Raw genomic sequence first — 26,402 nt, 5'->3', positions numbered from 1 at the left:
GGCTGCGCCCGCCCCGACCGCGCCCGCCCCGGCCGCGCCCGCCCCGCCGGTGCCCGCCCCACCCGTGCCTGCGGTCCCGACTCCGACCCTGCCGCCCGCGACGAACCCCGCCGGGCACGCTCGGCCGAGTGTCAGCCAGGCGCTCAGCCACCTGCTCAGCCACGTGCGCGGCCAGGGGCGCGGCCAGGGGCGCGGCCAGGGCCCGGACGGAGCGCCGACGCCGCCTGCGCCCGCCGTGCCGCCGACGCCCGCCGGGAGCACGAGCACCCCCGGCCCCGGGCCGTCGGGCCAGAGCATCGGAGACCTGCTCGACGAGATCGCCTCCGTGCTCCCCGCGCAGCCCTACGGCGACTACGGTCGCGGAGGCGGCGGCTGGCGCTGAGCCCGCCGCCGCGGGTCAGCCCTCGACGGGGGCCAGCTCCGCGCTCACGCTGATCTCGGTCGCCTCCGCGTCAGCGGTGAAGACCAGGTCGCCGGTGACGTGGCCGGTCTTGCGCAGGTCGTCGGCTGCCTGGGCGGCCGCGTCGACCAGTGCCCGCGGGCCCCGGACCTCGACCCGCGACAGCTCCGCGCGCATCGACACCTTCGCCGTCGACTTCGCGCCTCGGATGCCCACCAGGGCGGCGGCGACGGCGTCCAGGGTCACCGGGTCGCTGGCCGCGGCCGAGCCGAGCTCGGCGACGGTCGGCCAGGACGCGCGGTGCACCGAGCCCTCCTGCCACCACGACCACACCTCCTCGGTCACGTACGGCAGGAACGGCGCGAGCAGGCGCAGCTGGACGTCGAGCGCGAGCAGGAGCGCCGCCCGCGCGGAGGCGGTGGCGGCGCCACCGTCCGTGTCGTAGGAGCGCTCCTTGACCAGCTCGAGGTAGTCGTCGCAGAACTCCCAGAAGAACTTCTCGGCGGTCTCGAGCGCGGTCGTGTAGTCGTAGGCCTCGAACGCGTCCGTGGCGGCCGTGACGACCTGGGCGAGCCGGCCGAGCAGCGCGCAGTCGACGGGCTCGGAGACCTCGAACGGGTTGACGCTGGTGGCGCCGACGTTGCCGAGCACGAACTTCGAGGCGTTGAGCACCTTCATCGCCAGGCGCCGGCCGACCTTCATCTGGGTCTCGTCGAACGGCGAGTCCAGGCCGGGGCGGGCCATGGCGGCGCGCCAGCGCACGGCGTCGGCGCCGAACTTGTCGAGGATGTCGGTCGGGACGACCACGTTGCCCTTGGACTTCGACATCTTCTTGCGGTCCGGGTCGAGGATGAAGCCGGACACCAGCGCGTGCGACCACGGAGCGGCGTGGTTCTCGAAGTGGGAGCGGACCACGCGCGAGAAGAGCCAGGTGCGGATGATGTCGTGCGCCTGGGTGCACAGGTCCATCGGGAAGACCCGCTGCCACAGGTCGTCGTCGGACTCCCAGCCGCCCGCGATGTGCGGGGTCAGGGACGACGTCGCCCAGGTGTCCATCACGTCGGGGTCGCCGAGGAAGCCGCCCGGCCGGCCGCGCTGGTCCTCGGTGTAGCCGGAGGGCGCGTCGGTCGACGGGTCGATCGGGAGCTCGTCCTCGCGGGGGAGCAGCGGGTGGTCGTAGTCGGGCTCGCCGTCGGCGTCGAGCGGGTACCAGACGGGGAACGGGATGCCGAAGAACCGCTGCCGCGAGATCAGCCAGTCGCCGTTGAGGCCACCGACCCAGTTGTCGTAGCGGTGCTTCATGTGGCCGGGGAGCCACTGGATCTCGTTGCCGCGGTTGAGCATCTCGCCGCGCAGCGCGGCGTCGCGGCCGCCGTTGCGGATGTACCACTGGCGGGTGGCGACGATCTCGAGCGGCTTGTCGCCCTTCTCGTAGAAGTTCGTCATCCGCTGGGTCTGCTTCGGCTCGCCGTCGAGGTCACCGGACTCGCGCAGCTTGGCGACCATCGCCTCGCGCGCGGAGAAGGCGGTCTTGCCCTTCAGGTCCTCGTACGCCGAGGCGGCGGGCTCGTGCGCGAGCCAGTCGGGCGTCTCGCGGGACAGCCGGCCGTCGCGGCCGATCAGCGTGCGGACCGGGAGGTTCAGCTCGCGCCACCAGGTGACGTCGGTCAGGTCGCCGAAGGTGCAGCACATCGCGATGCCGGCGCCCTTGTCCATCTCGGCAGCGGGGTGGGCGAGCACCGGGATCTCGACGCCGAAGACCGGGCTGGTCACCGTGGTGCCGAACAGCGGCTGGTAGCGCTCGTCGTCGGGGTGCGCGATCAGTGCGACGACGGAGGGGATCAGCTCGGGCCGGGTGGTCTCGATCGCGATCACGCCGCCGTCGGGGCGGTGGAAGCCCACCCGGTGGTAGGCGCCGGCGTACTCGCGCGCCTCGAGCTCGGCCTGCGCCACCGCGGTCTGGAACGTGACGTCCCAGAGGGTCGGTGCCTCCTGGAGGTAGGCCTCGCCCCGGGCGAAGTTGCGCAGGAACGCGCGCTGGCTGGCCGTCTGCGCCTTGGCGCCGATCGTCGTGTAGTGCTGCTTCCAGTCGACCGAGAGGCCGAGGGTGCGCCACAGCTGCTCGAAGACCTGCTCGTCCTGCTGGACCAGCTCCTCGCACAGGGCGATGAAGTTGGGCCGGCTGATCGGGATCTGCCTCTTCGGGTCCGGCTTCTCCGGCGGGGTGAAGTCGGCGTCGTAGGGGAGCGAGGGGTCGCAGCGGACGCCGTAGTAGTTCTGCACCCGGCGCTCGGTCGGGAGGCCGTTGTCGTCCCAGCCCATCGGGTAGAAGACGGACTTGCCGCGCATGCGCTGGAAGCGGGCGATCAGGTCGGTGTGGGTGTAGGAGAACACGTGGCCGACGTGCAGGCTGCCGCTCACGGTCGGCGGCGGGGTGTCGATCGAGTAGACGTTCTCGCGCGGCTGGGTGCGGTCGAAGGCGTAGGTGTCGTCGGCCTTCCACCGCTCGCTCCAGGTGGCCTCGAGGCCCTCGAGCGCGGGCTTCTCGGGTACGACCACGACGCGCTGGGGTGCCGTCGTCGTCTCCGGTGCCTGGTCAGCCTGCGTGTCGGTCATGTGGAAAGCCTAGGGCGAGCGGCGCCTCCGGCTGAAACCGGTTGCTCTCGGCGCTGCGCCCTGGCTGACTTCGGGCATGCCTACCTCCAGCCAGCGGGTGACGCTCACCGACGACCCGGCCGCGTTCCTGCGGGACGCCGAGGGACACCTCGCGGCGGATCCGGTGGTCACGACCGTGATCGCCACGGTGACCGCCCGGATCGCGCGGGGTGGCGGGAGCGACGCGCCGTACCAGTGGTGGGCCGTGGCTCGCGACGACAGCGGCGCGGTGACCGGAGTGGCGATGCGCACCGCGCCGTTCGCGCCCTACCCGGTCTACCTGCTGCCGATGCCGGACGCCGCAGCCGTCGCGCTGGCGCGACTGCTGCACGAGCGCGGTGAGGAGGTCGGCGGCGTCAACGGCGCCCTTCCGGCCGCCGGGGTCTTCGCCGAGGAGACCGCGCGGCTGAGCGGCGGAGCGGCCCGGGTGCACGAGCACATGCGGCTCTTCGAGCTCGACGAGCTCGTGGTGCCGCCCGCCCCGCCGGGCCGGCTGCGGGTCGCGACCTCCGACGACGTCGGCCGGTGCCTCGCCTGGTTCCGCGCGTTCGGCGCCGACGCCGCCGAGCAGGCCGGGCGCGACGAGCCGCACGCGATGGAGGAGCTCTCCGAGGACCAGATGCTCACGCGGATCGCCGACGGCGTCGTGTGGCTGTGGGAGGACGCGTCGGGCGCGGTCGTGCACCTCACCGCGGCGAACCCACCCGCCCACGGCGTCGCGCGCATCGGCCCGGTCTACACGCCCAAGGAGCACCGCGGCCACGGATACGCGAGCCGGGCCGTCGCGGAGGTCTCCCAGCTGCTCCTCGACCGGGGCGTGCGCTGCTGCCTCTTCACCGACCAGGCGAACCCGACGTCGAACAGGATCTACGAGTCGATCGGCTACCGCCCGGTCGTCGACATGGTGAACCTGCTCGTCGGTATCTGACGACGTGCGTCGCACTCCTGGGCGTCGGGCGGCAGCAGGCCGGTCCGCGAACTCAGGAGGAACCGTGCAGCTTCGCCGTCTCGTGGCCCTGGTGGCCGCCGCCGTGATCGTCCCCCTCGCCGCCTGGTCGGGGCAGGGGCCGGCCGCGGCACAGGTGTCCGCCTGTCCGATCGAGGGGTGCGGCGGCGGCGACCCGGAGCACACCTACACCTCGCAGCTGACGGTCTCCAAGGTCGCCGGGACGGTCACCAGCAACGCCGTCGGCGGGCACGCGATCTCCTGCGGCGCCACCTGCACGGTCACCGACAGCCAGACGACGAGCGATGCCGAGCGCCCCACAGAGGGGTGGCCGACCTACACGCTGACCGCGTCGGCAGGGCCGGCCGGGTACACGCCCTCCTGGTCGCCGTCGTCGCTGGGGTGCGGCCTCGCGCCGACCTGCCAGGTGACCAACGACCAGGCGTCGCGCACGGTGACCGTGGGCTGGGTCGACACGACGGCGCCCACCGTGACCTTCGCCCCGCCCGCCCGGGTCGGTCCGGCGGGCTACTCGGTCTCGGCGTCCGGCTCCGACAACAGCGGCGTCGTGGCGTCCTACCGCTGGACCGTCGACGGGGTGCTCCAGGTCCCGGCCGGTTCCACCCTCTCGCTCAGCGGCTGGTCCCACGGCGGCCACACCGTCGCCGTCCGGTCGGTCGACGCCTCCGGCAACATGTCGGACCCGGTGACCAAGGTCGTGACCGTCGACAAGGCCGTGGCTGTGGGGATCTCGCCGGTGGCCGCCTTCGTCGCTGCGCCGCCCGTGCTCCAGCTGACCGCGGACGCGGACGTCGTGGGCCTCGCGTGCCGGGTCGACGGTGGCGCCTTCGCGCCGTGCGCGTCGCCGTGGGCGCCGGTGCTCGCCGACGGCGCGCGCACGGTCGAGGTCCGGGCCACCGACGACGTGGGCAACGTGGCCACTGCGGCCCGCACCTTCGTCGTGGACTCCACGGCGCCCGCCCTCGCCCTGACCGACGCTCCGGCCGAGGGTGCCGTCCTCGCCGGAGGCGCCACGAGCATCACCGTCCAGCAGCTGGAGGCGAACCCCGGCACGCTGGCCTGCTCGGTCGACGGGACCCCGGTCGGGTGCGCGCCGGGTGCGCCGGTCAGCCTCAGCGACCTGGCCGGCGGCGCCCACACGTTCGTCGCGACCGCGACCGACCAGGCGGGGAACGTCGCGGCGCTCGTCCGGCACTTCACCGTCCAGGCGCCCGCGGCTCCGACGCCGGTGACGCCGGTGACGCCAGTGACCCCGGCTGCGCCCGGCGCGGACGGCGGCCACGCCGCGGCCCCGACGCGGGCCGGTCTCCGCGGTCCGGCCCGTGCCGCGGCCGGCGCCCGGGTCCGCTTCCAGGTGACGGTCTCCGCACCGTCCGGTTCGTCGCTGGTCCCCGCCGGTCCCGTCACCTGGACCGTCGACGGCAAGCGCGTGTGCAAGACGCCCCTGCGCGACGGCAAGGCGTCCTGCCGGACGGCTCGCCTCGCGCCGGGTCGCCACGTCGTGGTGGCGTCGTACGCCGGCTCGGACGACTTCACCGCGGCGACGGTGCGCACGGTCGTGGTGGCGCGGCGCTGACCGCGGTGCGCCGGGAGTGCGGGGAGTCCCTAGACTCGTCAGGACATGACAGACCTACCCGCACCCCGGCTCGCCGCGACCTTCGAGGAGGTCGAGGACGCGCTGCTGTCCCGCTGGCCCGAGACCCGGCTGGAGCCCTCGCTGGACCGCATCGAGGCGTTCACCGAGCTGCTGGGTGACCCGCAGCGCGCCTACCCGGTGATCCACCTGACCGGCACCAACGGCAAGACCTCGACGTCGCGGATGATCGACACGCTGCTGCGCGCGCACGACCTGCGCACCGGCCGGTTCACCAGCCCTCACGTCGAGCGGATGTCGGAGCGGATCTCCGTCGACGGCGAGCCGCTGTCCGACGAGGAGTTCGTGCGCGCGTTCAACGACGTCGCGCCGTACACGCACCTCGTCGACGCCAGCGAGGACCACCCGCTGTCGTTCTTCGAGACCGTGGTCGGCATGGCCTACGCCGCCTTCGCGGACGCGCCGGTCGACGTCGCGGTCGTCGAGGTCGGCATGGGCGGGGCCTGGGACGCCACCAACGTCATGGACGCCGCCGTCGCGGTGGTGCTGCCGATCGCGATCGACCACGCGCGCTACCTCGGCGACACCGCCGCGGCCATCGCGATCGAGAAGGCCGGGATCATCAAGGAGGGCTCGACCGCCGTCCTCGCCCAGCAGGAGCCCGACGTCGCCGCCGTGCTGCTGGCCCGCGCGACGGAGGTCGGTGCGACGGTCGTCCGCGAGGGCCTCGACTTCGGCGTCGCCGCCCGGGTGCCGGCCGTCGGCGGCCAGGTGATCTCGCTCCAAGGCCTGCGCGGCCGCTACGACGAGGTCTTCCTGCCGCTCTACGGCGCCCACCAGGCCCAGAACGCCGCGCTCGCGCTGGCCGCGGTCGAGGCGTTCCTCGGCGAGGGCCAGCCGCTCGACGACGAGGTGGTGCGCGCGGCGTTCGCCGAGGTCACCTCGCCCGGCCGCCTCGAGGTCGTGCGGCGCAGCCCCACGATCGTGCTCGACGCCGCGCACAACCCGCACGGTGCCGAGGCGACCGCCGCCGCGCTCGAGGACTCCTTCACCTTCGACCCGCTGATCGGCGTGGTCGGCGTGATGACCGACAAGGACGCCGACGGGGTGCTGGCCGCGTTCGAGCCGCACCTCGCGCACGTCGTCTGCACCCAGAACTCCACCGATCGGGCACTGTCCGCCGACCGGCTGGCCGAGACCGCGCGCGAGATCTACGGCGAGCACCGGGTCACGGTCGTGCCGCGGCTCGCCGACGCCATCGACCAGGCCGCTGCCCTCGCCGAGGCCGGCGCCGCCGCGTCGGTCGGCTCGGGAGCGGTGCTGGTGACCGGCTCCGTGGTCACGGTCGGCGAGGCGCGTCGGCTGCTGGTCCGCCCGGAGAGGGGGGGTGCCCGATGACCGAGGCCACGGCCCACGAGCGGAGCCGCTCGCCGCGGCGCGGCATGTGCGCGGCCGTGCTCAGCCTCGAGGCGATCACCCTCGGCCTGACGACCCCGGTGCTGATCGCCGTCGAGTCCGTGGACACCGGCCCCGCGCTCGCGATCGGCCTGGGCCTGGCGCTCGCCTGCCTGCTGCTCGCCGGCCTGCTGCGCGCGGAGTGGGCCTACTGGCTGGGCTGGGTGGTGCAGGCCGCGGCGATCGCGCTCGGCTTCGTCATCCCGCTCATGTTCGTGCTCGGCGTCGTCTTCGCGGTCCTGTGGGGTGCGGCCTACCTGCTCGGTCGCAAGATCGAGCAGGAGCGAGCGGCGGCCTACGAGGCCTTCGACGCGGCGCAGCCGCCGTCACCCGAGAGCTGACGTCAGGGCTGCGAGCGCCCGGTCGAGCTCGTCGTCGGTGACGCCGCCGAACCCGACGACGAGGCCGGTGAGCGCGGCCGTCCGGCAGTAGTCCGAGAGCAGGTTCACCTCGAAGCCGGCCCGACGGGCGGCTGTGCGGGCGCGCAGCGCATCGCCCTGGGGCAGCAGCCACGTCGAGTACATGCCCGCGAGCGGCCCGGCGAGCTCGGCGTACGGCGAGAGCGCGGCGGCGACCCGCGGCGCCCGCTCGGCGTACACCCGGCGCGCGGTGCGCACCACCTTGTCGACGTACCCGTCCCGCAGCAGCGCGAGGTAGGCCCGCTGGACCGGCCACGGCGCGCCCTCGTGGGTGACGACCCGGCGCGCGTTCAGCGGGTCGAGCAGGTCGGGCGGCGCCAGCAGCCAGCCCAGCCTCAGCGACGGCGCGACCGACTTGGCGGCGGTGCCGAGGTAGGCGACGCGGGTACGGTCCAGGCTCGCGAGCGCGGGCACGGGTGCGACGTCGTAGCGGAACTCGGAGTCGTAGTCGTCCTCGACCACCACGGCGCCCGCCGCCCGGGCGGCCGCCAGCAGCGTGAGCCGGTCCGACCCCGGCATCACCCGGCCGAGCGGGTGCTGGTGGGCCGGGGTCACGTACGCCGCGGCCGCGTCCGCCAGGTCGGTGATCGGGCCGTCCGCGGGCAGGTCCCGTACCTCGCGTCCGACCCCGCGCACGGTCTCGGCCGCGGCCCGGTAGCCCGGATCCTCGAGGGCGACCGGGCCCGGCGGCAGCACGGTGAGCAGGTGCCGGAGCCCGTCGGTGGTCCCGCTGGTCACCACGACCTCCTCGGGGTCGACGGCCAGCCCGCGGGTGCGGGCCAGCCGCTCGGCCAGGAGGCCGCGCAGCTCGGGCAGCCCGCGCGGGTCGTCGTACCCCCGCGGCGGTCGCGCGGTGGAGACCTCGCGCCAGGCGCGGCGCCAACCGGCGGCGTGCCGGGGGTCGATCCACGGCGTGCCGGCGTCCAGGCGGACCAGCTCCGGCTCCGCGCGGACCGGGCGGCGCCGGGGGAGCGCGCCGGTGCCGGCGCCGGTCGCGGCCACGAACGTGCCGGCCCCGCGGCGGGCCTCGAGCCAGCCCTCGGCGAGCAGCTGCTCGTAGGCCTGCTCGGTGACCGACCGGCTGACCCCGAGGTCCGCGGCGAGCGCCCGGCTGCTCGGCAGCCGGTCGCCGCGGGTCAGGGTGCCGTCGACGACGAGGGCGCGGATGCCGCCGGAGAGCTGCCCCGGCAGCGAGCCGGGGACGGAGCGGTCGAGCGTGACGGGGAGCGTCGGCATCGGATTGGCCTGTCGAACTGGTGTCGGATTGGCCCGTGCGTGCAGGCCACTTCTCGGCCAGGGTAGACCCATGCCCAGCACGACGCTGTCCCCGACGTCCCGCACCAGCATCGGCCGCGGTCGCAACCGCATGGTCGAGGACCGCGCGGCCCTGCACGAGCTGCTCGCCGACGCGCTGGTGGCGCACCTCGGCGTCACCGTCGAGCGCGACGGCGCCAGCCACCCGCTCGTGCTGCCGACGGCGTACGCCGTGGACCTCGACGGCCCCGATCGCGACGGCACGCTCTACCTCCACGGATCGGTCGCGGCCGGGTGGCTGCGGGCGTCGACCGACCGGACCGTGTGCGTGACCGTCACCGAGCTCGACGGGCTGGTCGCCGGGCGGTCGGCGTTCCACCACTCGATGAACTACCGCTCCGCGGTCGTCATCGGCCGGGCCCGGCTCGTCGACGACGCCGAGGAGCGGCAGCACGCGCTCGATCTGATCGTCGACCACATGATCCCCGGCCGCTCGGCGACCCTGCGCCCCAGCACCCGCAAGGAGCTGGTCGCGACCGCGGTCCTCGCGGTGCCGCTGCACGAGGCGTCGATGAAGGCCCGCGCCGGCGGCCCCGTCGACGAGCCGTCCGACGTCGAGGCGGGGGTCTGGGGCGGCCACATCCCGCTCCGGCGCGTCGCGGGACGACCGGTGCCGGACGCCGACTCGTCCGGTCCGGTCCCGGCCGACGTCGTCGGGCGGGCAGCCGCTCTATAGGGTTTGCCGCATGACCCAGCGCACGCTCGTCCTGCTCAAGCCCGACGCCGTCCGCCGCGGCCTGGTCGGCGAGATCATCCGCCGCATCGAGGCCAAGGGCTACACCCTGGCTGCGCTCGACCTGCGCACCGCCACGCCCGAGCTGCTCGCCGCGCACTACGCCGAGCACGAGGGGAAGCCGTTCTACGAGCCGCTGGTCGAGTTCATGCTCTCCGGTCCCGTGGTCGCCATGGTGCTCGAGGGCGAGCGCTGCATCGAGGGCTTCCGCTCGGTCGCCGGCGCCACGGACCCGACGGTGGCCGCGCCCGGCACCGTCCGCGGCGACCTGGGTCGCGACTGGGGCCTGAAGGTCCAGCAGAACCTGGTGCACGGCTCGGACTCGCTGGAGTCGGCCGAGCGGGAGATCGGGATCTGGTTCCCGAACCTCTGACCCACTGCGTGGACGTACCGCAGGGCGGGCGCGACGCCTGGCTGGCGCGCGAGGAGCCCACGCCCGACATCCGCTGAGGTCACCCGCCGCCCGCGCGTGTCCTCCCCGCGGGTGGCCGGGTCGCCTCGTACGCTCGACTCGGGCGTCACAGGCGTCCCATCTTCCCCACGAGTGACCCCTGCGAGGCATGGCATGGCGAACAGCTTCATCGGCCGCGACATGGCCGTGGACCTCGGCACCGCCAACACCCTCGTCTACGTGCGCGGCAAGGGCGTGCTCCTCGACGAGCCGAGCGTGGTGGCACTCAACGAGGCCACCGGCGAGATCCTCGCGGTCGGGCACGACGCCAAGCGGATGATCGGCCGGACCCCCGACAGCATCACCGCCATCCGGCCGCTCAAGGACGGTGTGATCGCGGACTTCGAGGCGACCGAGCAGATGCTGCGGTTCTTCATCCAGCAGGTGCACCGGCGCCGCTACTTCGCCAAGCCGCGGATGGTGATCTGCGTGCCCAGCGGCATCACCGCGGTGGAGCAGCGGGCGGTCAAGGAGGCCGGCTACCAGGCGGGCGCGCGCCGGGTCTACATCGTCGAGGAGCCGATGGCCGCGGCCATCGGCGCCGGGCTGCCCGTGCACAAGCCGACCGGCAACATGGTCGTCGACGTCGGCGGCGGCACGACCGAGGTCGCCGTGATCTCCCTGGGCGGCATCGTGACCAGCCTGTCGATCCGCACCGCGGGCGACGACCTCGACCAGGCGATCGTGGCCTGGATGAAGAAGGAGCACTCGCTGCTCCTCGGCGAGCGCACGGCCGAGGAGGTCAAGATCACCCTCGGCTCGGCGTTCCCGCGCTCGGAGGAGCCGGAGGCCGAGATCCGCGGCCGCGACCTGGTCTCCGGGCTGCCGCGCACCGTCACTGTCTCGAGCGCGGACGTGCGCCAGGCGATGCAGGAGCCGCTCCACGCGATCGTCGACGCCGTGCGCAGCACGCTCGACCAGACGCCGCCCGAGCTCGCCGGCGACATCATGGACCGCGGCATCGTGCTCACCGGCGGCGGCGCGTTGCTGCACGGCCTCGACGAGCGGCTGCGCCACGACACCGGCATGCCGGTGCACGTGGCCGAGGACCCGCTCACCTCGGTCGCGCTCGGCGCCGGCAAGTGCGTGGAGGAGTTCGAGGCGCTGCAGCAGGTCCTGGTCACCGACCGCAGGCGCGTCGGATGAATCGACACTGGGGCCGCGACCCCGACCGGGACCGCCCGAAGACGTCCGTGCTCGTCGCGCTCGTGCTCGCCAGCCTCACGCTGATCACGCTCGACTCGCGCACCACCTCTCCGCTCGACCCGGTCCGCCGCGCCGTCGGGGAGGTGTTCGGCCCGGCCGAGGTCGCGACCGCGACAGCGGTCCGCCCGTTCACCGCCGTGCCCGACTGGTTCCGCTCCAAGGACTCGATGCAGCAGGACCTGCTGGACCTCCAGGCCGAGAACTCCGACCTGCGCTCGCAGATCGCCACCGACGACTACGCGCGCAACCGGCTCGCCGAGTACGACGGGCTCACCGCGGCCGCCGAGGGCCTCGGCTACTCCCTGGTGCCGGCCCGCGTCGTCGCGCTCGGCCCCTCGCAGTCCTTCTCCCGGACCGTCACCATCGACGCCGGCTCCGAGGCCGGCGTCCGGCCCGACCTGACCGTCGTCAACCACGACGGTCTCGTCGGGCGGGTGCTGCGGGTGACCCGCACGACCGCCACCGTGCTCCTCATCGTCGACGCCGACTCCGTGGTCGGCGGCCGCGTCGGCCGCAGCATGGAGGTCGGCTTCGTCACCGGCCGCGGCGTCCTCGGCGGCGACGGTCGCCTCGACCTCGAGCTCGTCGACGACACGGCGATCCCCGGCAAGGGCGACGCGGTCGTCACGTGGGGGAGCCAGGGCGGCGGCCCCTACGTCTCGGGCGTCCCGATCGGCCGGGTCACCACCGTCTACAGCAGCCTGCGCGAGACCGCCCAGCGCGCGGTCGTCGACCCCTACGTCGACTTCGGCGCCCTCGACCTCGTCGGCGTCGTGGTGCCGTCGGGCACCGCGAGCGACCGGTCGGTCATCGAGGCGGACGGGACGCTGCGATGAGCCCCCTGCGGATCGCCGCCGCCGCCGGCGCCGTCGTCGTGGCCCTGGTGCTCCAGGTGTCCTTCTTCTCCCACCTCGCCTGGGACGGCATCGTCCCCAACCTCTGCCTGCTGGTCGTCGTCGGCGCCGCGCTCACCCGCGGACCGCAGTTCGCCGCCGTGCTCGGGTTCGCCGCCGGGCTGGCCCTGGACCTCGCGCCGCCCGCCGACCACATCGCCGGCCGGTGGGCGCTCGCGCTCGCCGTCGTCGGGTACGTCGCCGGCCGGGTGCGCCGCGAGGGTCGGCCCACGCCGGGCACCGTCGTCGCGACGGTCGCCGCGTCGTCGTTCGTCGGCACCTCGGTCTTCGCGCTGACCGGCCTGATCCTCAGCGACCCGGCGCTCGGGATCCCCGACCTCCTCCAGACGGTGGTGCTGAGCGTGATCTGGGACGTCGTGCTCACGCCGTTCGTGCTGCCGCCGGTGATGCTGATGTTCCGACGGCTCGAGCCGGACCGGTCCCTGGCCTGATGTCGCCGAAGCACCCGAGCCAGCAGGCGAGCTCCGGACGGCTCCGACTCGTCGTCGTCCAGGTCCTGGCGTTCTCGCTGTTCGCCACGCTGCTCGCCCGGCTCTACTACCTCCAGGTCGCCGAGGGCGACCAGTACCACGCGCAGGCCACCTCCCAGTCCGTGCGCGAGATCGTCGTGCAGCCGCAGCGGGGCCTGATCGTCGACGACATGGGCCGCCCGCTGGTCGCCAACCGTGCCTCCTGGGTGGTCTCGGTCGACCGCAACGTGGTCGGCAAGCTCACCGAGCGCGAGCAGGAGGTGCTGGTCGACCGGGTCGCCGACGTCGTCGGCGTCGGCGCCGCGCGGATCCGGCGCAGCCTGGTGACCTGCGGCGACGAGGGGTCGGAGCCGGGCGTGTGCTGGAACGGCTCGCCCTACCAGCCCGTGCCGATCGCCTCCGACGTCAAGAAGTCGGTCGCGCTGCGGATCCTCGAGCAGCCCGAGGACTTCCCGGGCATCATCGCCGAGCAGCAGAGCGTGCGCGCCTACCCCGCGCCCTACGGCATCAACCTCGCGCACGTCCTCGGCTACCTGAGCCCGATCACCGAGGACGAGCTCGACGCGGCCGAGGCGGCCGACGACACCTCCCTCAACGGCGCCTCGACCGTCGGCCGGGCCGGCGTCGAGCAGCAGTACGACGCGTGGCTGCGCGGCATGCCCGGCTACCGCAGCGTCGCCGTCGACTCGATGGGCCGGGTGCTCGGCGACGACGGCGAGGTCGACGGCGAGCCGGGCGCCACGCTCGTGACGAGCATCGACGCCAAGGTGCAGGGCATCGTCGAGCAGCAGCTGGCCACCACCATCCAGAAGGCGCGCGGCACCTTCGACGACGTCACCGGCCGCAACTACGCCGCCGACTCGGGCGCCGCGGTCGTCATGGAGGCGAGGACCGGCCGGATCGTCGCGATGGCCAGCCAGCCGACGTACGACCCCTCGGTCTGGGTCGGCGGCATCAGCAAGAAGCAGCTCTCCCGCCTCTACGACGAGGGCGCGGACAACCCGCTCCTCGGCCGGGCGACCCAGGGCCAGTTCGCCCCCGGCTCGACGTGGAAGCCGATCATGACCGTCGGCGCGCTCAACAACGGGTTCGGCCCCGACACCCGGCTCGACTGCTCCTCGGGCCTGCAGGTGGGCAACCGCTGGTTCAAGAACTACGAGTCGGCGTCCAAGGGCTACATCGGCTTCGACAAGGCCCTGCAGCTCTCGTGCGACACGTTCTTCTACCGCGTCGGCCTGCGCTACTGGCAGCAGTACGGCTCCGACCCGGAGAACGTCGATGCCAAGGACCCGCTGGTCGCGGTGGCGAAGGACTTCGGCTTCGGCCACGAGACCGGGATCGACATGCCGGGCGAGGCCAGCGGCCGGATCGCCGACCGCAGGTGGAAGCTCGAGTACTACAAGTCGATGAAGGACTACTACTGCGGCATCGACGCCGACGGGTCCGGCAAGAGTGACTTCCTCCACGTCTTCGCGCACGAGTTCTGCCTGGAGGGCAACTACTACCGGGCCGGCGACGCGGTGAACTACTCGATCGGCCAGGGCGACACGATCGTCACCCCGCTCCAGCTGGCGCGCGCCTACGCCGCGCTCTCCAACGGCGGCACCCTCTACGAGCCACGGATCGGCAAGGCGATCGTCGGCCCCGACGGCACGCTCGTGCGCCGCATCAAGCCGAAGGTCCAGGGCAAGGTCGACGCGACGCCCGCGAGCATCGCCTACGTCAACCAGGCGCTCCTCGGCACCCCCAAGGTCGGCACGCTCGCGTGGAAGTTCACCGGGTTCCCGCTCGACCGGGTGCACATCCACGGCAAGACCGGCTCCGCCGAGGTGCACGGCAAGCAGTCGACATCGTGGGTCGCGACGTACGACGAGAACTACGTCGTGGTCATGATGGTCACCCAGGCCGGCACCGGCTCCGGCACCTCCGGCGAGCCGGTGCGGGCGATCTGGGAGGCGCTCTACGGCATCGACGGCGAGAGCGTGCACCCCGACCGGGCCGCGATCCCCGGCACCACGCCCCCGAAGGGGCTGCCGATGTTCATGACGGACGGCTCGATCCTGCCGCCCGTCTCCACGCGCGAGCAGGAGGGCGACTGACGTGGACCGACCGACGCGGGTGCCCCGCCTCGACTGGGTGCTGCTCCTCGCGGTGCTCGCGCTGCTCACGCTCGGCGTGCTGCTGGTGTGGTCGGCGACCGCCCAGCGGGCCGACCTCACCGGCAGCGACCCCACGGCGTACCTGCGCAAGCAGGTCGTCAACGTCGTCATCGGGCTGGTGCTGATGACGCTGGTGATCGCCACCGACCACCGCTGGGTCCGGATCGTCGCGCCGCTGGCCTACCTCGCCGCGGTGGGCGGGCTGGTGCTGGTGCTGGCGATGGGCAGCACGGTCAACGGCTCGCGATCCTGGCTCCAGCTGGGCGGGATGTCGCTGCAGCCGTCCGAGATCGCCAAGCTCGCCGTCGTGATCGGCATGGCGCTCTGGGTGGCCGAGCGCGCCGACGCGCGCAAGGGCCGACCCGACCGCGGCCTCGGCGACGTGATCGGCATGCTCGTGATCGCCGGCCTCCCGGCCGCGCTGATCCTGCTCCAGCCCGACCTCGGCACGATGCTGGTGCTCTCCGCGACCGTGCTGGGAGTGGTGGCGGTGTCCGGCGCCCCGCGCCGCTGGCTCGGCCTGCTGGTCGCCGGCGGCATCACCGCGGCGGTCGCGGCCGTGGCCGTCGGCTTCCTCGAGCAGTACCAGCTCGACCGGTTCCTCGCCTTCACCAACCCCGACCTCGACCCGCGCGGCGCCGGCTACAACGTGCTGCAGGCCCGGATCGCGATCGGCAGTGGCGGCCTCTTCGGCGAGGGCCTCTTCGACGGCTCCCAGACGCGGGCCGGGTTCGTCCCCGAGCAGCACACGGACTTCGTGTTCACCGTCGCCGGTGAGGAGCTCGGGCTGGTGGGCGCCGGGGTGCTGATCGCCCTGCTCGGGCTGGTCGTCTGGCGGGCCCTCGCGATCGCGATGCGCACCGACGACACGTTCGGCCGGCTCGCGGCGGCGGGGATCGCCTGCTGGTTCGCGTTCCAGGCCTTCCAGAACATCGGCATGTGCCTGGGCATCATGCCCGTCACCGGCGTACCCCTGCCGTTCGTGTCGTACGGCGGCAGCTCGCTCTTCGCGAGCATGCTCGCCGTCGGGCTGCTGCAGAACATCCACCTGCGCACGCTCGACGCACCGGCGTCCCGGCTCTCGGCGGCGCGGGTGCTGGTCGCCCGCTAGGGATTGATCGCCAGGAACACGAACGCCGCGAGCAGCACGAGCGCGACGGCACCGTGCAGCGACTTGGCGCGGCCCGGCACGACCGTGAGCACCGCACCGATGACCGACACCAGCAGCAGCACCATCTGGGTGGGCTCGAGCCCGAGCACGAGCGGGCCGTCCAGCCAGATCGAGGCGACCGCGATCGCCGGGATCGTCAGGCCGATGCTGGCCATCGCCGAGCCGTAGGCCAGGTTGAGGCTGGTCTGCACCCGGTCCTGGGCGGCCGCCCGGGCGGCCGCGATCGACTCCGGCAGCAGCACCAGCAGCGCGATCACGACACCGACGAAGGAGTGCGGCAGCCCGACGGCCGCGACAGCGTCCTCGATCGGGTAGGACTCCACCTTGGCGAGGCCGACCACCGCCACCAGCCCCACCAGCAGGAGCCCGAGGCTCGCCAGCGCCGCGCGGTCGCTGGGCGGGTCCGCGTGCCCGTCGTCGTCCGCGTCCACGGGGCCCCGACCGCCGTCCACCGGGAGGAAGAAGTCACGGTGGCGGACGGTCTGGGTGAAGACGAACACGCCGTAGAGCACGAGCGAGGCGACGGCGGCGAAGGCCAGCTGCGCGCCGGAGAACTCCGGACCCGGGGCGCTGGTCGTGAAGCGCGGCAGCACCAGCGTCAGGGCCGCGAGGGCCACGACCGTGAGCAGCGCCGAGCCGGCGCCCTCGGGGTTGAAGACCGCCATCCGGTACTTCACCGCGCCGATCAGCAGCGACAGTCCCGCGATGCCGTTGAGCGTGATCATGACGGCGGCGAAGACGGTGTCGCGGGCGAGGGCAGAGGTGTCCGACCCGCTCTTCATGAGCGTGACGATCAGCGCGACCTCGATCACCGTGACGGCGACGGCGAGCAGCAGCGAGCCGAACGGCTCCCCGACCCGGTGCGCCACGACCTCGGCGTGGTGGACGGCGGAGAGCACGGCGCCGACCAGGAAGATGCCGATCCCGAGGGCGGCGACGACCCCCGGGTGGCTGCCCCACGACAGCGCCAGCACCACGGTGGCGGTGAGGGGCGCGAGCGTCGTCCAGTGCAGCCATGCCGAGCGCGTCATGCCGCAACCCTACGGAGACGGGCTGGCCGGGTCGGGGAGGATGGGTCCCGTGGGCGACTACGGACAGGACCTCCAGTTCGGCACCTTCCTCACCCCGGACGCGTCGAACCCGGACCGCGTGGTCGAGCTGGCCCTGCTGACCGAGGCGGCGGGGCTTGAGCTGGCGACGTTCCAGGACCACCCCTACCAGCGGCGCTTCCTCGACGCCTGGGCGCTGGTCGCGACGGTGCTCGCGCGGACCTCGTCGCTCCGGGTGACCACCAACGTCACCAACCTGCCCTTGCGGCCGCCGCACGTCCTGGCCACCACCGTCGCCAGCCTCGACCTGCTCAGCCGTGGTCGCGTGGAGCTCGGCCTCGGCGCCGGCGCGTTCTGGGACGGCATCGTGCAGATGGGCGGACCGCGCCGTACGCCGGGGGAGGCGCTGCGCGCGCTCGACGAGGGGATCTCCACGGTGCGCGCGACCTGGCAGCGCGGGCCGGCACCGGCCCACGACGTCGAGATCTGGGTCGGCGCGATCGGCCCGAAGATGCTCGCGCTCACCGGCCGGGTCGCCGACGGCTGGCTGCCCAGCCAGTCCTACGTGCCGCCGGAGACGCTGGGCGAGCGCAACCAGCTGATCGACGACGCCGCCGTCGCCGCGGGCCGGGCGCCGATCGACGTGCGCCGGCTCTACAACGTGACCCCGTCGGACGACCCGCGCTGGGCCGAGTGGCTGGCCGAGCTCGCGCTCACCCACGGCGTCTCGACCTTCGTCGTCGGCACCGACGACCCGGCGCTCGTCCAGCGGTTCGGTGCCGAGGTGGCGCCCGCCGTACGAGAGCTGGTCGCGGCGGCGCGGGCCGGCGCGCCGGTGCCCGCGGCCGCTCCTACGCCGTCCCAGCCGGAGGTCGCTGGCATGGGCCGGCACCTGGTCGACGTGCACGACCACCTGCGCGCCGAGCTGGCCCAGGTCTTCGACGTGATCGGCCAGGTCGAGGCCGGCTCGCTCGACGCGGGCCGGGCGCGGGGCGTCATCAACGAGATGACGATGCGCCAGAACGACTGGACGATGGGCGCCTACTGCCAGTCCTACTGCCGCCTGGTCGCGACCCACCACACGATCGAGAGCAGCTCGATGTTCCCGCACCTGCGAGCGAGCGACCCGTCGCTGGCGCCGGTCCTGGACCGGCTGGACGAGGAGCACCACACGATCCACGGGCTGCTCGAGGAGGTCGACCGCGCGCTGGTCGCCGTCGTCGCGGGCTCGGACTCGGACGGCCTGCCGGGGTTGCGGGCGGCGGTCGACCGGCTGGCCGAGGCCCTGACCGGCCACCTCTCCTACGAGGAGGAGCAGCTGGTCGGCCCGCTGGACCGCTACGGGTTCTTCTGAGCCCGCTCGCTCGCCCAGAATCGGAAGAGCAGGTAGGCCGACAGCGCGTCCAGCAGGTGCCACGCCGCGTGCCCCTGCAGCAGCGAGTGCGGGTCGCACCAGAGCGTCTTGGTGACGTTCCAGATCAGGAACGCGACGAGGACCGTGCCCAGCGCCGCGCCGCCCCAGCGCAGGTCGGTCCGGGTCGGCCCGCCGCGCCGCCACAGCCGCACCTCGACGACCACGGCCGTCAGCAGGAGCGCCGCGAACGCGACGTTGCCGGACTGCTGCACGACCGGCACGTCGTCGCCGAGCAGCCCCACGAGCTCGCAGCCGGCCACCATCAGGCTGAACACCTGCCAGAAGAACAGCCGGTCCCGGCCGGCCCACCGCATCAGCGCGTACGCCGCCGCGAACGACGCCACCAGGTACATGCTCAGCAGGTCGAGCTGCCCGCCCAGCTCCGACTGCGTCGCGTGCATCGCCGCGCTCGCCGGTCCGAGGAACACCACGACGCACGCGTACGGCGTGGCCAGGCCGTTCAGTCTCGTCCGCCCCGCGTGCCACGCGATGACCAGCCCGGCGACCACGAATCCCAGGTTGGAGAGCGTGTTCGCCGGCTGCTTCACCCACCCGTCCCGCGCCGCCTCGCAGAAGTTCGCGCCGCGCCCCACGTCCGCCCCGAGCCACCCCGCCCCGACCGCCACCACGAGCAGCCCGGTCGAGAGGACGGCCGTCGCCACGGCGTACCCCAGCGGGCGCAGCGACCGGTCCGGCATGTGCTGACCCTAGGGGCTCGGCCGTCGTCGTCCTCCCGGGGGCGCCATTGTTCGTCCTCCGACGACCGCGTCAAGGGTTCCCTACGGCGGCTTCGCCGCCCTTGACCCGGCCGCCTCCGGACGAGTTGGCGCCTATCGGGAGGACGCCGACCTGCGGTCGGGGCGCGCGGATGTTCCAGCGGTTAGAGCGGAGCTTTTGATTCACCTGGTGGATCAAGATCTCCGGTCTAAGGCCGCCGGTGAAAGCTGACCTTGCCGGTGGGCTGCGTCCGGGCCTCGTAGGCGCTGTCGTGGATGCGGGCGTGGTGCCACGGGCACAGGCTGATGCCCTGATCGACGGTCGTCTTCCCTCCGTCGGCCCAACGGGTCTCGTGGTGGGTATGGAGACCGAGTCGGCGATCGCAGCCCTCGGCGCGGCAGCCCTGGTCGCGGACCGTGATCGCAATGCGCTGGTACTTCGGGTGGAAGCGCCTCTCCCGGCCCACGTCGATCGGCACCGAGTCACCACCGAGGACGACCGGGATGACGCCGGCGCCGCACAGCAGCCGCCGCGCTTGTCCGGGGCTGATGCGGTCGCCGGTGTCCAGGAGTCCGGCCTGCCCGGCGCGGCCCATCAGGGAGTCCTCGGTGATGGTGACCACCAGGGTGGCGTTGAGGCCGCCCAGCTTCGGCAGCTGCGTGACCGGGTAGCGCTCGATCAGCGAGCAGAACGCCTGGCCCATCGCCTCCGGGCCGCGGAGCTGCTCCGCGCCCGCGCCGGACACGGCGCGTTGGTGCTTGGGGGCGGTGATCGCCGTCAGCATCTTGCGGAGCGCGGCGCCGTGGAACGTGGGGATCTGGCCGCGCAGGTGGGTGGTGCCGTGGCCGTCGTCGCGCAGGGTGAGCCGGCACGCCTTCATGGCCGCGGCTTCCTCACGTTCCAGGAGGGCGGCTTCGTCCGCGTCGGCGGCATTAGGGTCGATGACCTCGTAGAGCCGCTTGCCCAAAAGCCGGAGCGCCTTCGCGTCATGATGCTGGGCTTCGGCCAGCAGGTGCTGCTCGGCGCGGGGCCGCACGTCGGCGGGGATCCGGTCGACGGCCTGCACGATGACCCGGGCCTGGTCGACACAGACCCGCCCGGCAGCGAGCGCGTCCCTCGTGAGCTGGTGCGCCTCGAGGTCGTGCCCGAGCCGCACCGTCCGGTTGGTCTCGGCGCGGGTCTGCTTGGTCTGGTGGGCCAGCCAGTTCGCGGCTGACGATGCCGCGACGTCCTGGCCCACGTGGAGGTCGTCGGCATGGGCGGCGACTCTGGCTTCGAGCTCGGCGATCTGGGCCTTGGCGCGGGAGAGTTCGGTGAGGGTCTGGGCGGTCTCGGCCGCGTCCATCGACCACACCGAGGAATCACCGACGGCCTCGAGCTCAGAGCGGACATGGGCGGTCGCCACCGACACTCGGTGTCTCGGGGTGGCGATCGCTGTCATAGACAAATCCAAGCACCGACCACCGACAGTCAGAGCCCCAGAACCCAGTGTTTGCCCGGCATGTGGACAATCCACAGGCACAATTTTCTGAGACGAAGCAGGCGGCGCGGAAGCCCGGGAGGCGACCGCAACCCGGAGCCCACCTCACCCGCTTTGCCGCCTTGCGACGACCAACCCGAGACGACCCGCGACCCGCCGTCATTCGCTCGCCGCCGGCGACAACCCGCAGCTGTCGGCGGCGGATGGGAGGCTGGCGCCCGTGGACCTCGCTGTCGACATCACGGACCGCCGCGACCGGGCGACGGCGATCTACCGCGCCCTGCTGGCGGCGATCCGCAACGGCCGGCTGGCGGCGGGGGACCGGCTGCCGCCGACGCGGGAGCTCGCCAAGGACCTCGGCGTGTCCCGTACGACGGTGGCCGTGGCCTACGAGCGGCTGGCGGCGGAGGGCTTCCTGGCGTCGCGGGTGGGCGCGGGCACCTTCGTGACCGACCGGGAGGCCCCGCGGGCGAGGCCGCGTGCGCACGGAGCGCTCCGGGCGCGCGACGGCTGGACGTTCGCGCCGGCGCCGACCAGCGGCAGCCAGCCGAAGCCGACGCACGACTTCCGGGTCGGCATCCCCGACGCCTCGATCTTCCCGTTCGACTCCTGGCGCCGCCTCGTCAGCGCCGAGATCCGCGTGGGCGCGCACGACCCCGGCACGTACGCCGGACCCGCCGGCCTGCCGCGGCTGCGCGAGGCGATCACCCGCTACGTCGGGTTCAGCCGCGGTGTCACGGCACAGCCGGACGACGTGATCGTGACCAGGGGCGCCCAGCAGGCGCTCGACCTGGTCGCCCGGGTGCTGGTCGCGCCGGGCGACGTGGTGGCGGTGGAGGACCCCGGCTACCCGCAGGCGCGCGACGTGTTCGCGTCCCACGGCGCGCGCGTCGTACCGGTGCGGGTCGACGAGCAGGGCCTGGTCGTCGACGAGGTCCCGGCCGAGGCACGGGTCGTCTACACCACGCCGTCCCACCAGTTCCCGACCGGCCCGCCGCTGTCGGCGGCGCGCCGCGTCGCCCTGCTCGACCTCGCGCACCGGCACGGCATCGCGGTGGTCGAGGACGACTACGACAGCGAGTTCCGGTTCGTCGACGGTCCTCTCGACACCCTGCACGCCCTCGACACCCACGGCCGGGTGCTCTACCTCGGTACCTACTCCAAGACCCTGGTGCCCGCGCTGCGGCTGGGCTACCTCGTCGTGCCGCCGTCGCTGCGCGACGCGCTGCTCGCCGCGCGCCAGCTCGCCGACGGCTACGGCGACCCGGCGGTCGAGGCGGCGCTCGCGGCGTTCCTGTCCGACGGGCACTTCGCGGCCCACGTCCGCCGCGCCCGCGCGCTGTACGGCGAGCGGCGGGCGCTGCTGCGCGAGGAGCTCGGCCGGGTCCTGGGCGACCAGGTCCGCCTCGTCCCCTCGGCTGCGGGGCTCCACCTGACCGTCACCTGCCACCCATCCGTCGACGACGCGGGCGTCGTGCGGGCGGCGTGGGCGCACGGCGTGGCGCTGGACGCCCTCTCGGCCTATGCCGTGGCCCAGGACGGGCCGGGCCTGGTGCTCGGCTACGGCGCGCTGGACCCGGCGTCGATCAGGCCGGGCCTGGAGGTGCTGGCGCGGTCGCTCGCCGCCGCGCCATCCAGATGACCGCGGCCAGGCCGACGAGGAGCTGCGGGAGCAGGTACCTTCCGGTGACCACCAGCAGCGCGACGGTCGCCACGAACGAGACCACCGCCGCCCGCCAGGCCCAGGACCGTCGAGGCAGCAGCCGCAGCGCGGCCGCGGTGCCCACGACGTAGACGAGCGAGAAGGCGCCGGTCACCAGGAGCATCGTGCGCTCGATCGGTACGTCGAGCACCGCGATGATCAGCAGCGTGCCGAGCGCGCCGACGGTGACCACGGCGAGGGAGCGGCGCGGCACCTCCCCGGCCGACGAGCCGTGCGCGAACCACTCCGGCAGCGACCCGTCCCGGCCCAGCGCGGCACCGAGCCGGGCGCTGCCGGCGAAGTAGGCGTTCATCGCGCCCAGCGACAGCAGCACGGCGACGACCGTCGTGACACCGCGGGCCGGCTCGCCGAAGCCGAGCACGAGCAGGTCGGAGAGCGGCGCCTTGCCGGTGTGCGGCCCGAGGACGGCGACGGTGGCGAACGCGACGCCGAGGTAGAGCACGCCCATCACCGCCAGCGCGATCGCCGTCGCGCGGGCGATGTCCGGGTGCGGTCGGCGGTACTCGCCCGAGAGCGACGTGACGACCTCCCAGCCCGCGAACGCCCAGATCAGCAGCGCCATCGCGGGGCCGATCGAGCTCCACCCGTGGGGCGCGAACGGCGTCAGGTTGTCGGTCGAGGCGTGAGGCAGCGACACCAGCGTGGCGACCGCCAGGAGCAGGGCGAGGACGCCCGCGATGACCAGCTGGACGCGCCCGGAGATCCGGATGCCGTACCAGTTCATCACCGCGACCGTGCCGATCAGTGCCCCGGCGGTGAGCAGCTGGGTCTGCCGACCGCCGCCGGCGCTGTCGGCGACGTAGGCCCCGGCGAAGCCCGCGGCGGCGGGCGCACCCAGCGGGATCGCGAAGTAGAAGCACCAGCCGGTCACGGTGGCGACCGGGCTGCCGAAGGCCCGCCGCGCGTACGTCGCGACGCCGCCGCCGTCGGGGTGGCGGGCGCCCAGCGCGGCGAACGTCGAGGCCAGCGGCACCGACAGCAGCACCAGCGCGAGCCAGGCGACCAGCGACGCCGGGCCGGCCTCGTGCGCTGCCAGGGCCGGCAGCGAGATGACGCCGGTGCCCAGCACGGCGCCCAGCGTGAGCGCGGCGCCCTCGGGCACGCCCAGGCCGCCGCGCGCGATCGGGTCGGCGGTCGGGATCGGGTCGGGGGTCAGCGCCTGCGTCACGACCGCAAACCTAGGGCCGGCAGGACCCGCCGAGCAGGCCAATTCCGGCCCACCTGGCTGGACCGCTCACGCGGTGCCGGAGATCTTCTCGATCAGGGCCGTCGTGGAGATCGCGGGCGTGCGCGCCAGGTAGACGACCTCGCAGATGTCACGGAACTCGTCGAAGCGCCCGGCCCAGTCGTCGCCCATGACCAGCACGTCGGCGCCGTACTTCACCAGGTAGTCGCGCTTGAGCTCGAGGCTCTCCTCGACGAAGACCTCGTCGACCGGCTTGAGCGCGGCGACGATCGCCAGCCGCTCGTCCTGGCTGAAGACCGGCTCGCGGCCCTTCTTGCTGAGGTTGAGCGCGTCGGCGGAGACGCCGACGACCAGGCGGTCGCCGAGCGCCGCGGCGCGCTCGATCACCCGCAGGTGCCCGACGTGGAAGACGTCGAACGTGCCGAAGGTGATCACGGTGCGAGACATGGCCGAGATTGTTCCACGAGGCCCGGTTGCCGGTTGGACCTGGCCCCGTGGGGGAGGATGGCGAGCGATGAGCGCCACCCTCGAGATGATCACGCCCGACACCGATGCCGACGAGCAGCGGCGCCGTGGGCTGCGCCGGATGCGCAGCCTGGCGGTCGGACTGCTCGGCTTCGCCGCCGTGGTGTACGTCGCAACGCTCGGCCGCCACGGCTTCTGGGGCTTCGTCAACGCCGGGGCCGAGGCGTCGATGGTCGGTGCGATCGCCGACTGGTTCGCGGTGACGGCCCTCTTCAAGCACCCGCTCGGGCTGCCGGTGCCGCACACGGCGCTGATCCCCAAGCGCAAGGACGAGCTCGGCAAGTCGCTGGAGGAGTTCGTCGGGGAGAACTTCCTCCAGGAGGAGATCATCCGCGACCGGGTCGCGGCGGCCACGATCTCGCTGCGGGTCGCTCGCTGGCTCTCCGTGCCCGAGCACGCGAAGCGGGCGGTCGACGAGGTCGCCGAGGTCGCGGTGATCGGGCTCGGCCGCGTGCGCGACGAGCACATCGAGGAGCTCTTCCGCGACGTGCTGGTGCCGCGCTTCCGCGAGGAGCCGATCGCACCGATCCTCGGCAGCCTGCTCGAGGAGACCGTCCGCGACCGGCTGCACCACGGCCTGGTCGACCTGGCGCTCGAGGAGCTGCACCGCTGGCTGGTCGAGAACCCCGAGACGGTCGCCGAGCTGCTCAACGAGCGCGCGCCCTGGTGGGCGCCGCCGAGGCTGAACGAGGCCGTCATCTCCCGGCTCCAGCGGGAGCTGGTGACCTGGGTCGGTGAGATCCGCGCCGACCCGCGGCACCACGCCCGGCTGGCCCTGGACTCGATGCTCGAGCAGCTCGCGCAGGACCTGCTGCACGACCCCGAGACCCAGGAGGGGACCGAGCGTCTCAAGCAGCGGCTGCTCGACCAGCCGCAGCTGGTCGCCTCCGCGGTGTCGTTGTGGAACGCCCTGCGGCGCAGCCTCCAGGCCTCGCTCGCCGACCCGGACGGGGCGGTCCGCACCCGGATGTGCGAGGAGACGACGGCGTTCGCCGAGCGGCTGCTCCGCGACGACGCGCTCCGCGCGCGGCTCGACGGTCTCGCCGCCGACGCGGCGGTCTTCGCCGTCGACCGCTACGGCGCGGAGCTCACGGCGGTCATCACCCACACCGTCGAGCGCTGGGACGGCAAGGAGGCCGCGCGCCGCATCGAGCTGCACGTGGGCCGCGACCTGCAGTTCATCCGGATCAACGGCACGATCGTCGGCGGCCTCGTCGGCGTCCTCATCCACACGGTGTCGGTGCTCATCGGCTGAGCCGTGGGCGGCACAATGGGTCCATGCCCGAGCCGTACGACGTCCCGATCCGCGACGACTCGATCCGGCTCGGCCAGTTCCTCAAGCTCGCCAACCTGGTGGAGAGCGGCGCCGAGGCCAAGCCGCTCATCCAGGACGGTCAGGTGCAGGTCAACGGCGAGGTCGAGACCCGTCGCGGCCGGCAGCTGGTGCCGGGCGACGTGGTGAGCTACCGGGGCGAGGCCGCCCGGGTCGCCGACGAGACGACGTTCGAGGACAACCTGCCCTGGTGATCAGGAGACGCCGAGCAGGTCGACCACGAAGATCAGGGTCTCCCCGGGCTTGATGACCGCACCGGCGCCGCGGTCGCCGTAGCCGAGGTGCGGCGGGATCACGAGCTGGCGGCGGCCGCCGACCTTCATGCCCTGCACGCCCTGGTCCCAGCCGGCGATGACCTGGCCGATGCCGAGGCGGAACTGCAGCGGGGTGCCGCGGTTGTACGACGCGTCGAACTCCTCGCCCGTCGAGTGGGCGACGCCGACGTAGTGGACCGAGACGGTCGAGCCCGCGGTCGCCTCGGGACCGTCGCCCTCGGTGATCTCGGTGACGACGAGGTCGGCGGGCGGGTCGAAGTCGGGGAAGTCGATCTCGGGCTTGTCCATGCGCCCCACCCTAGGACACCCGGTCAGCGCCGATCAGGACCGGTGGACGTAGCTGTCGAGCTGGTCGCGCTCGAACTCCAGCTGGTCGATGCGGTGCTTCACGACGTCGCCGATGCTGATGATGCCGATCAGGTTGCCGTCGTGGACGACGGGGACGTGGCGGATCCGGCGCTCGGTCATGATCTTCATCAGTTCGTCGACGACGGTGTCCTCGTCGCAGGTCTCGACGTCCTCGGTCATGATCGCGCCGACGGTGTTGTTGATGACCGTGCCGTCGTGGTGCAGGTGGCGGACGACGTCCCGCTCGCTGACGATGCCCGCGAGGGTGGTCCCGCCGTCGCGGCTCACGATCAGGGCGCCGATGTTGTGCTCGGCGAGGCTGGCGATCAGCTCGCGCACACCCGCGTCGGGCGAGATCGTGAGGACCTCGTGACTCGACTTGGCCCGCAGGACGTCACCGATGCGCATGCTGCGACGTTACCCGTGTCGGCCGGTGCGTTGCCA

General features: G+C 73.4%; 24 protein-coding genes and 1 pseudogene. 16 read left to right on the top strand and 9 right to left on the bottom strand.

Annotated elements, in window-relative coordinates:
• A pseudogene (locus HZF07_RS23430) lies at positions 1-382 on the top strand (hypothetical protein); the annotation flags it as partial.
• A 15-nt stretch (positions 383-397) separates the two neighbouring features.
• Here the strand turns inward: HZF07_RS23430 and valS are convergent.
• Positions 398-3,016 carry a valine--tRNA ligase gene (gene valS, locus HZF07_RS23425; protein ID WP_157339921.1) on the bottom strand — a complete coding sequence of 873 codons (2,619 nt, stop codon included), beginning with the start codon at positions 3,014-3,016 and terminating at the stop codon, positions 398-400.
• Between the two features lie 76 nt (positions 3,017-3,092).
• Here valS and HZF07_RS23420 point away from each other — a divergent pair, with 76 nt between their 5' ends.
• The 4 genes from HZF07_RS23420 to HZF07_RS23405 all read left to right on the top strand — a co-directional run bounded on the left by HZF07_RS23420 (position 3,093) and on the right by HZF07_RS23405 (position 7,412).
• Entirely contained in the window at positions 3,093-3,983 is an 891-nt protein-coding gene (locus HZF07_RS23420) for a GNAT family N-acetyltransferase (RefSeq protein ID WP_157339920.1), read from the top strand.
• Positions 3,984-4,047: 64 nt separating this feature from the next.
• Positions 4,048-5,598 carry an Ig-like domain repeat protein gene (locus tag HZF07_RS24665; RefSeq protein ID WP_157339919.1) on the top strand — a complete coding sequence of 517 codons (1,551 nt, stop codon included), beginning with the start codon at positions 4,048-4,050 and terminating at the stop codon, positions 5,596-5,598.
• Between the two features lie 45 nt (positions 5,599-5,643).
• Entirely contained in the window at positions 5,644-7,014 is a 1,371-nt protein-coding gene (gene folC, locus HZF07_RS23410; RefSeq protein WP_157339918.1) for a bifunctional tetrahydrofolate synthase/dihydrofolate synthase, read from the top strand.
• Positions 7,011-7,412, top strand: a complete 402-nt coding sequence (locus HZF07_RS23405) for a DUF4233 domain-containing protein (RefSeq protein WP_232522979.1) — start codon at positions 7,011-7,013, stop codon at positions 7,410-7,412. The genes folC and HZF07_RS23405 overlap by 4 nt, the downstream gene beginning before the upstream one ends.
• Here HZF07_RS23405 and pdxR (HZF07_RS23400) read toward each other — a convergent pair.
• Positions 7,398-8,726 (bottom strand): MocR-like pyridoxine biosynthesis transcription factor PdxR, encoded by a 1,329-nt coding sequence (gene pdxR, locus HZF07_RS23400; protein WP_157339917.1) that lies wholly within the window; start codon positions 8,724-8,726, stop codon positions 7,398-7,400. The genes HZF07_RS23405 and pdxR (HZF07_RS23400) overlap by 15 nt on opposite strands.
• 70 nt (positions 8,727-8,796) lie before the next feature.
• Between pdxR (HZF07_RS23400) and HZF07_RS23395 the strand changes: the two genes are divergently transcribed.
• The 7 genes from HZF07_RS23395 to rodA all read left to right on the top strand — a co-directional run bounded on the left by HZF07_RS23395 (position 8,797) and on the right by rodA (position 15,848).
• Positions 8,797-9,480: a pyridoxamine 5'-phosphate oxidase family protein gene (locus HZF07_RS23395; protein ID WP_157339916.1), complete on the top strand. Its 684-nt coding sequence runs from the start codon at positions 8,797-8,799 to the stop codon at positions 9,478-9,480.
• A 10-nt stretch (positions 9,481-9,490) separates the two neighbouring features.
• Complete coding sequence (gene ndk, locus HZF07_RS23390; RefSeq protein WP_157339915.1) at positions 9,491-9,910, top strand: nucleoside-diphosphate kinase; 420 nt, start codon at positions 9,491-9,493, stop codon at positions 9,908-9,910.
• Between the two features lie 192 nt (positions 9,911-10,102).
• The gene (locus HZF07_RS23385) at positions 10,103-11,134 is read left to right on the top strand and encodes a rod shape-determining protein (RefSeq protein ID WP_181645653.1); all 1,032 of its coding nucleotides are present in this window, start codon (positions 10,103-10,105) and stop codon (positions 11,132-11,134) included.
• Positions 11,131-12,030, top strand: coding sequence for a rod shape-determining protein MreC (gene mreC, locus HZF07_RS23380; RefSeq protein WP_157339914.1), 900 nt, complete (start codon positions 11,131-11,133; stop codon positions 12,028-12,030). The genes HZF07_RS23385 and mreC overlap by 4 nt, the downstream gene beginning before the upstream one ends.
• Complete coding sequence (gene mreD, locus HZF07_RS23375) at positions 12,027-12,539, top strand: rod shape-determining protein MreD (RefSeq protein ID WP_157339913.1); 513 nt, start codon at positions 12,027-12,029, stop codon at positions 12,537-12,539. Before mreC ends, mreD begins: the two co-directional genes overlap by 4 nt.
• The gene (gene mrdA, locus HZF07_RS23370; RefSeq protein WP_157339912.1) at positions 12,539-14,677 is read left to right on the top strand and encodes a penicillin-binding protein 2; all 2,139 of its coding nucleotides are present in this window, start codon (positions 12,539-12,541) and stop codon (positions 14,675-14,677) included. Before mreD ends, mrdA begins: the two co-directional genes overlap by 1 nt.
• 1 nt (position 14,678) lies before the next feature.
• Positions 14,679-15,848, top strand: coding sequence for a rod shape-determining protein RodA (rodA, locus tag HZF07_RS23365; protein ID WP_181645652.1), 1,170 nt, complete (start codon positions 14,679-14,681; stop codon positions 15,846-15,848).
• On the opposite strand, the gene HZF07_RS23360 is transcribed toward rodA, so the two are convergent.
• Positions 15,845-16,939 carry a calcium:cation antiporter gene (locus tag HZF07_RS23360; protein ID WP_157339911.1) on the bottom strand — a complete coding sequence of 365 codons (1,095 nt, stop codon included), beginning with the start codon at positions 16,937-16,939 and terminating at the stop codon, positions 15,845-15,847. The genes rodA and HZF07_RS23360 overlap by 4 nt on opposite strands.
• Positions 16,940-16,988: 49 nt before the next feature.
• On the opposite strand from HZF07_RS23360, the gene HZF07_RS23355 reads away from it, so the two are divergent.
• Positions 16,989-18,311, top strand: coding sequence for an LLM class flavin-dependent oxidoreductase (locus HZF07_RS23355; protein WP_181645651.1), 1,323 nt, complete (start codon positions 16,989-16,991; stop codon positions 18,309-18,311).
• On the opposite strand, the gene HZF07_RS23350 is transcribed toward HZF07_RS23355, so the two are convergent.
• The gene (locus HZF07_RS23350) at positions 18,296-19,069 is read right to left on the bottom strand and encodes a ceramidase domain-containing protein (protein ID WP_157339910.1); all 774 of its coding nucleotides are present in this window, start codon (positions 19,067-19,069) and stop codon (positions 18,296-18,298) included. The genes HZF07_RS23355 and HZF07_RS23350 overlap by 16 nt on opposite strands.
• 227 nt (positions 19,070-19,296) lie before the next feature.
• Positions 19,297-20,433: an HNH endonuclease signature motif containing protein gene (locus tag HZF07_RS23345; protein WP_258562845.1), complete on the bottom strand. Its 1,137-nt coding sequence runs from the start codon at positions 20,431-20,433 to the stop codon at positions 19,297-19,299.
• A gap of 355 nt (positions 20,434-20,788) precedes the next feature.
• Between HZF07_RS23345 and pdxR (HZF07_RS23340) the strand changes: the two genes are divergently transcribed.
• The gene (gene pdxR, locus HZF07_RS23340; protein ID WP_181645650.1) at positions 20,789-22,210 is read left to right on the top strand and encodes a MocR-like pyridoxine biosynthesis transcription factor PdxR; all 1,422 of its coding nucleotides are present in this window, start codon (positions 20,789-20,791) and stop codon (positions 22,208-22,210) included.
• Here the strand turns inward: pdxR (HZF07_RS23340) and HZF07_RS23335 are convergent.
• Both HZF07_RS23335 and HZF07_RS23330 read right to left on the bottom strand, forming a co-directional pair.
• Entirely contained in the window at positions 22,155-23,459 is a 1,305-nt protein-coding gene (locus tag HZF07_RS23335; protein ID WP_309504953.1) for an APC family permease, read from the bottom strand. The genes pdxR (HZF07_RS23340) and HZF07_RS23335 overlap by 56 nt on opposite strands.
• 66 nt (positions 23,460-23,525) lie before the next feature.
• Positions 23,526-23,924, bottom strand: coding sequence for an adenylyltransferase/cytidyltransferase family protein (locus tag HZF07_RS23330; protein ID WP_157339908.1), 399 nt, complete (start codon positions 23,922-23,924; stop codon positions 23,526-23,528).
• 67 nt (positions 23,925-23,991) lie between these two features.
• On the opposite strand from HZF07_RS23330, the gene HZF07_RS23325 reads away from it, so the two are divergent.
• Positions 23,992-25,257: a DUF445 domain-containing protein gene (locus HZF07_RS23325; protein WP_157339907.1), complete on the top strand. Its 1,266-nt coding sequence runs from the start codon at positions 23,992-23,994 to the stop codon at positions 25,255-25,257.
• A 23-nt stretch (positions 25,258-25,280) separates the two neighbouring features.
• Positions 25,281-25,529, top strand: a complete 249-nt coding sequence (locus tag HZF07_RS23320) for an RNA-binding S4 domain-containing protein (protein WP_157339906.1) — start codon at positions 25,281-25,283, stop codon at positions 25,527-25,529.
• Here the strand turns inward: HZF07_RS23320 and HZF07_RS23315 are convergent, their stop codons facing one another.
• Together HZF07_RS23315 and HZF07_RS23310 are read right to left on the bottom strand one after the other, a co-directional pair.
• Positions 25,530-25,898, bottom strand: a complete 369-nt coding sequence (locus HZF07_RS23315) for an FKBP-type peptidyl-prolyl cis-trans isomerase (RefSeq protein ID WP_157339905.1) — start codon at positions 25,896-25,898, stop codon at positions 25,530-25,532.
• 33 nt (positions 25,899-25,931) lie between these two features.
• Positions 25,932-26,366 (bottom strand): CBS domain-containing protein, encoded by a 435-nt coding sequence (locus HZF07_RS23310; RefSeq protein ID WP_157339904.1) that lies wholly within the window; start codon positions 26,364-26,366, stop codon positions 25,932-25,934.
• Between the last annotated feature and the right edge of the window lie 36 nt (positions 26,367-26,402).

The organism is Nocardioides agri (assembly GCF_013778305.1).
GTDB classification, from domain to species: Bacteria; Actinomycetota; Actinomycetes; order Propionibacteriales; family Nocardioidaceae; genus Nocardioides; species Nocardioides agri.
Note: the sequence above shows the minus strand (reverse complement) of the source record. Positions and strands in the feature narration are given on the sequence as shown.

What these genes read in the sequence shown, in the direction of transcription:
- valS (WP_157339921.1), bottom strand. Translation starts at nt 3,016, where the DNA reads ATGACCGACACGCAGGCTGACCAGGCACCGGAGACGACGACGGCACCC.
- HZF07_RS23420 (WP_157339920.1), top strand. Translation starts at nt 3,093, where the DNA reads ATGCCTACCTCCAGCCAGCGGGTGACGCTCACCGACGACCCGGCCGCG.
- folC (WP_157339918.1), top strand. Translation starts at nt 5,644, where the DNA reads ATGACAGACCTACCCGCACCCCGGCTCGCCGCGACCTTCGAGGAGGTC.
- HZF07_RS23405 (WP_232522979.1), top strand. Translation starts at nt 7,011, where the DNA reads ATGACCGAGGCCACGGCCCACGAGCGGAGCCGCTCGCCGCGGCGCGGC.
- pdxR (WP_157339917.1), bottom strand. Translation starts at nt 8,726, where the DNA reads ATGCCGACGCTCCCCGTCACGCTCGACCGCTCCGTCCCCGGCTCGCTG.
- HZF07_RS23395 (WP_157339916.1), top strand. Translation starts at nt 8,797, where the DNA reads ATGCCCAGCACGACGCTGTCCCCGACGTCCCGCACCAGCATCGGCCGC.
- ndk (WP_157339915.1), top strand. Translation starts at nt 9,491, where the DNA reads ATGACCCAGCGCACGCTCGTCCTGCTCAAGCCCGACGCCGTCCGCCGC.
- HZF07_RS23385 (WP_181645653.1), top strand. Translation starts at nt 10,103, where the DNA reads ATGGCGAACAGCTTCATCGGCCGCGACATGGCCGTGGACCTCGGCACC.
- mreC (WP_157339914.1), top strand. Translation starts at nt 11,131, where the DNA reads ATGAATCGACACTGGGGCCGCGACCCCGACCGGGACCGCCCGAAGACG.
- mreD (WP_157339913.1), top strand. Translation starts at nt 12,027, where the DNA reads ATGAGCCCCCTGCGGATCGCCGCCGCCGCCGGCGCCGTCGTCGTGGCC.
- mrdA (WP_157339912.1), top strand. Translation starts at nt 12,539, where the DNA reads ATGTCGCCGAAGCACCCGAGCCAGCAGGCGAGCTCCGGACGGCTCCGA.
- HZF07_RS23360 (WP_157339911.1), bottom strand. Translation starts at nt 16,939, where the DNA reads ATGACGCGCTCGGCATGGCTGCACTGGACGACGCTCGCGCCCCTCACC.
- HZF07_RS23350 (WP_157339910.1), bottom strand. Translation starts at nt 19,069, where the DNA reads ATGCCGGACCGGTCGCTGCGCCCGCTGGGGTACGCCGTGGCGACGGCC.
- HZF07_RS23345 (WP_258562845.1), bottom strand. Translation starts at nt 20,433, where the DNA reads ATGGACGCGGCCGAGACCGCCCAGACCCTCACCGAACTCTCCCGCGCC.
- HZF07_RS23330 (WP_157339908.1), bottom strand. Translation starts at nt 23,924, where the DNA reads ATGTCTCGCACCGTGATCACCTTCGGCACGTTCGACGTCTTCCACGTC.
- HZF07_RS23325 (WP_157339907.1), top strand. Translation starts at nt 23,992, where the DNA reads ATGAGCGCCACCCTCGAGATGATCACGCCCGACACCGATGCCGACGAG.
- HZF07_RS23320 (WP_157339906.1), top strand. Translation starts at nt 25,281, where the DNA reads ATGCCCGAGCCGTACGACGTCCCGATCCGCGACGACTCGATCCGGCTC.
- HZF07_RS23315 (WP_157339905.1), bottom strand. Translation starts at nt 25,898, where the DNA reads ATGGACAAGCCCGAGATCGACTTCCCCGACTTCGACCCGCCCGCCGAC.
- HZF07_RS23310 (WP_157339904.1), bottom strand. Translation starts at nt 26,366, where the DNA reads ATGCGCATCGGTGACGTCCTGCGGGCCAAGTCGAGTCACGAGGTCCTC.